Source organism: Corallococcus sp. CA053C (genome assembly GCF_003611675.1).
Taxonomy (GTDB): Bacteria; Myxococcota; Myxococcia; order Myxococcales; family Myxococcaceae; genus Corallococcus.
Window position 1 is genome coordinate 1 of the sequence record NZ_RAWA01000562.1, and the last position, 4,988, is coordinate 4,988.

At 70.1% G+C, this 4,988-nt stretch carries 3 protein-coding genes; 1 reads left to right on the top strand and 2 read right to left on the bottom strand.

Features of this window, described 5'->3' with window-relative positions; genetic code table 11:
- Positions 1 to 342: 342 nt before the first annotated feature.
- A complete protein-coding gene (locus tag D7V97_RS39890) occupies positions 343 to 1,164 on the bottom strand; it encodes an SDR family oxidoreductase (RefSeq protein WP_120615806.1) in 822 nt (273 codons plus the stop codon).
- 85 nt (positions 1,165 to 1,249) lie between these two features.
- Between D7V97_RS39890 and D7V97_RS39895 the strand changes: the two genes are divergently transcribed.
- Entirely contained in the window at positions 1,250 to 2,392 is a 1,143-nt protein-coding gene (locus D7V97_RS39895) for an EndoU domain-containing protein (protein ID WP_120615807.1), read from the top strand.
- Between the two features lie 54 nt (positions 2,393 to 2,446).
- Here the strand turns inward: D7V97_RS39895 and D7V97_RS39900 are convergent.
- Positions 2,447 to 4,988: alpha-2-macroglobulin family protein (locus D7V97_RS39900; RefSeq protein ID WP_304988530.1), on the bottom strand; the 2,542-nt coding region annotated here is incomplete at its 5' end.

Sequence of the window (4,988 nt, forward strand, 5' to 3'; positions counted from 1 at the left end):
GGGTCTGCTTCTTCGCCGCGGCCTTCCGCGCCTTCTTCGTCGCGGGACGGGTCGTGGTGCCGGGGGTGGATTGCGCGCCCCACGTGGTGCGGGGCAGATGAACGAGCAGGAGGAGAACAAGCAACGACGCACACCGCATGGGGAGACACCTCGATCTGGAACCGGTGCACTCCAGCAGCCCGGTCCCACCTGCTACGCGATTGCACAACGGATGCCGTCTGGACGTGAGCCGACGACGTCGGTGCGGCCACCAAGAACCGGAGCCAGGGCCGTGGCCTCCGGGGCTACGCGGTGTTGCTTCGCGGGCCACGCGGCGTCACGGGGCTGCGCGGCCAGGAGGGCTCAGGGCTTGGGCGTTTCCTTCACGAGGCCGCCCTCGTACAGCGCGGCCGAGCGCTGGACGATGAACGCATGGGGCAGCAGCTTCATCATCGTGGCGAGGAAGCGGTTGAGGAGGCCGGGCACGGCCAGCTCGCGGCGGCGCACGAACGCCTCCACGGCGATGCGCGCACAGGTATCCGCGGGCATGATGCCCAGGTCGCCCGCCTTGAACTTCCGGTCCAACCCCGACAGCGACAGCATCTCCGTGGCGATGCCGCCCGGCGCGAAGACGGTGACGGAGACGCCCGTCTTGCGCAGCTCGTGGGCCAATCCGCGCCCGAAGCTGATCACGAACGACTTCGTCGCCGCGTACGTCGCCTGGTATGGCAGCGGTGAAAAGCCCGCCATGCTGGCGACGAGCATCAACGCCCCCTCCCCGCGCTGCACGAAGTCCGCGGCGAAGCGTTGCGACAGTTGCACCACGCTGGTGACGTTGGTGGCGAGCATCGTGTCGAGCGACTCGGCCGGCTGCTCCAGCACCCGTCCGTAGAAGGTGACGCCCGCGTTGAGGATGACGCCGTCGACGGCGCGCCCCTCCACCGCGGAGGCGTGAATGCGCTCGGCCTCGCCGGGCCGGGTGAGGTCCGCGGCGAGGGGCAGCACCTGCACCCCGTATGCGCCCTCCAACTCCGCCTTGAGCGCGAGCAGCCGGTCCTCACGGCGCGCGACGGCGATGATGTGGGCGCCGTGCTCCTTCGCGAGCAGCCGGGCCATCTCCAGCCCCAGGCCGGACGACGCGCCGGTAATGAGCACCCAGCGACCGCGGAAATTCATCGGTTTCATATCGGGCGTCCTTATTCTCCGAGTGCCGCTGTACGCAACCGGCGAACTGCGGCCTCCGGGCGGTCCTGTTAGAGTCCCGCGCACCATGCGCCTTTCCAGGTCGCTCGCCTGCTTCTTCCTGGCCCTCTCCGTGGCCCCTTCCGTCTGGGCCGGAGGCGGTGTCTTCGTCTCCGACGAACGCGTGGACGCGGTGGAGCAGCCCGAGTCCTCCAAGGTCGTCTTCGCCGTGGAGCCGGGGGTCACCTATCCGCTCGTGAAGAAGGGCGGACCGGCTCGCGCGTGGTGCAAGTTGCAGGGTCCCAGGACGGAGGGCTGGGTGCTCTGCGAAGGCACCCCCACGGAGGCCATCGCGCGCGCGCCCGGCACGTCGGCCCTCGTCGAGGCGGACCACGAGAACACGCGCCAGCAACAGGCGGCCCGGGGCGGAGGGCCTGCGCTGGTCTCCACCGACGACGAAGACGCGAACACCGTCGTGGTCCAGTCGCCCGCCGGTCGCGCCGCCGCGCCCGCTCCTGCCTCCGCGAAGGGCGACGCACCGGCCTGCGCGAGCACCTGCGAGAACGCTCCCCTCTTCCCCAAGGCCCCGGCGCTGTCCGCGCTGGACCGCGAGGTGCTGGACCTGTGCCCCGCGCGCCCCGATGCGAGCGTGAGCGCCGGAGACGTGCAGCGCTTCTTCGCGAAGCACTACGACGACGCCCGGGTGCAGCGCGCGCTGTCCGCGGCGGGACGGCCCGGGGCGGGCTCCCGGCAAGCGAACCTCGAATGGCTCACGAGCCTCTGGGTGAGCACCGGCCCGCGCAACGCCTTCACCCACGTCTTCTGCGGGGATGACTGGCAGCGGGGCCCCATTGGCGGGCTCCACTTCCTGCCGCGCTACGCGCAGCTCGAGGCCGAGGGAAAGGTCTGCTACCAGGGCCCCGGCAAGGGCACGGAAGCGCTGCGCGGCGAGCAGTACCTGATCCGCTTCCAGGGGGTGTCGCCCTGGTCCTGTGGCGTGAAGCGGCTGGGAGGCTTCTCGAAGACGCAGGACGCGGTCTCCATCGCCGCCATCGGGACGCGCGCGTTCGCCCGCTGCTGCGCCCGGGGTGGGGCGAAGAAGGAAGGCGGCGTGTACTCGGCGCCGGACATCGGGGGCGGCAACTGGCGCATCTGGTGCGGCACGCGCAACGGCACGTACGGCATCGCCACGCTGCACCCGACCGACGAAGCCGCCACCTGCGCGGAGTAGCGGGACGCGGGCCGACGCCCCGAAGGAACGCCGGCCCCCTGCCCCACCCGCGCGCTACTGCGGCTTGCCCACGGTGAGCACCGCGCCCGTGGAGTACGCGGTGAACTCCGGCGCGTACATGGACTGCACCGTCGCGGGCCCCACGCGGAAGGTGCCCGCGAGGTTGGCGCGCAGCCGGTACTTGAACGTGTACTCGCCCACCGGGAGCGCCTCGAAGAAGAAGTTCGTCCCCGAGTCGCGCGTCTCCTCGTACCAGACGATGCCCAGGTCCCACTTGTGGCGGGAGACCGCATTCTCCGGCTCCAGGCCCGCGGCGCGCGGGTCTCGCAGGTGCACGTACTCCGCGGCGTGCTTCGTGCGCAGCGACAGCTGCACCTCCACCTCGTCACCCGGGTGGAGCGGCGCGCCCTCCGCGAGGGGACGCAGCAGCGTCTGGTTGCCTTCGCGCAAGCGCAGGAAGTAGCGGCGCGAGACGTTGAAGAAGTCTCCGCGCTCCTCCTTGGGCAGCTGCTCCGTGGAGAAGTGCCACGTCGCGGAGGCGAAGGCGAAGCCCGGCGTCGTCTTCTCCACCACCGTGGTCGCCGTGTCGGCCTTCACCTCCGGCCCGGTGAGCACCACCTGGTTCTTCTTCCCCGTGTACACCTCCGGCGAGAAGACCATGGGGACGACCTTCGGGCCCACCGTGACCTTCAGCTCCTCGCGCACGCCCAGGGCGCCTTCGGCCTCCAGGTAGTTCACCAGCGCGTAGAGCGCCTCCGCCGTGGCGCGCGTGGACTTCCAGTGGCCCAGCTTCTTGTCCAGGAGCAGCCACTGCACCAGCCCCTCGCGGCGCGAATCCTGGGGGCGCAGCTCCGACAGCGTGCGCAGCGCGAAGGCGTGCGACTCCGTGGTGTCGTTGTACCAGAGCCAGCTGCGGTCCTCGGGCGCCCAGAAGGTGCCCTGGTCCTCCGTCGTCTTCGCGGAGTCCATCACGCTGTCCCAGACCTTCAGCGCGTCCTTCGTCCGCTTCGAGCGGTGCAGCGTGAGCGCCAGGTAGCCCTTGAGGAACGGCGAGTGCTCCTTCCAGTGCTTGAAGGAGAAGTCGAGCATGCGCTGCCGGTCGGCCGCCGTGAGCGCATCGCCCGTGTAGCGCGCGTCGGGATACGAGGACGCCACGAAGTTGAGGAACGTGAGGAACTCCCACCCCAGGTCCTTCTTCATCAGCTTGTTCGCATAGTCGTCCCTGAACTGCTTGCCCAGGTACGTCCACGCCCGCTGCGTCATCTCCGGCGGCACCTCCACGCCGTGCTCCATCGCGCGCGACAGGCCGTGGAGGATGTAGACGGTCATGTACGGCGACGCGGGGCCCCCCGGCCACCACGGGAAGCCGCCGCTGGCCGTCTGAGCCTTCTTCAGCTTCGCGAGCGACGCCATGCGCTCCGCCTGCGCGACCTTCGGATCCAGCACGCGCACCAGGTCGTCCGGTGACTCAGGGCCGCCCTTCGCGTCGGTGAACCAGGGCGTCTCCTCCAGCGTCATCTTCCGGTTCGGATCCACCGCGTCCCACGTCTCGAAGCGCGTGGGCCGCTGGCTCAGCTCCTTCGCCATCTTCGCCACGGCCGGGTGCTTGTCATAGAGGCTGGAGACGATGCCGGAGGACACGAAGCGGTTGAGGGTCTGCTCCGTGCACTCATAGGGGTAGTTCACCAGGTACGGCAGCGCCTGGAGCACCGAGTAGAACAGCTGCGCGTCCACCGTGACGACGAGCTGCTCGTTCACCCGCGTGGGGTCGTCCGAGCGCTTCAGGTCGTCGAACGTCAGCGTCTTGCGGTCCTGGTTGCGCAGCGTCACGAAGCGCGACTGCGCCAGGTGCATGCGCCCGGGGAGCACTGGCAGCGGCCGCAGCTCTCCGTCGCTGAAGCTGTCCGTCTTCGCGACGACACGGAAGGCCACCGGCCCCACGCGCGCGGGCGTGGTGACGGGGAAGCGCAGGTGCGTCCCCTTCCCCGGCGCCACCGTGAAGGCCTGCACGGCCGTCTTCACGCCGAACTCCGACAGCAGGCTCTTCTGCGTGTCCGGATCCACGATGTCGAAGGTGAGCTGGCCCTGCTGGGGCTTCGTGCTCGCGTTGTTGACCACGACCTCCAGCTCCGCGCGGTCGCCCTCGCGCAGGAAGCGCGGCAGGTACGGCCGCACCATCAGCTCCTTCACGCTGCGGGTGGTGCGCTGCACCGAGCCGCCCTTCAGGTCGCGCGTGAGCGCATGCGCCCAGAGACTCCACGCCGTCACCGAATCCGGCACGGTGAACTCCAGCACCGCCGCGCCGTCCGGCCCGGTGAGGAGCTGCGGAATCCAGAACGCCGTCTCCGCGAAGTTCGAGCGCAGCGGCTCCGTCGGTTTCGCGTCTTCACCGTTGCCCTTGATGATCTGGATGGTCTCCCGCCGCTTCATCTCCAGCTGCGGCCTGGCAGCGGACGGGCTGGGAGATGGCGGAGGCGGCGGAGGGGGCGGCGCGCCAGGGGCACGCTCCTCCTCCGACTCGTCGTTGCGCGCGGACGACCGGGAGACCGCCTTGCGCAACCTCCCCGTCGACCCGTATCCACCACGGTCCCCCGGC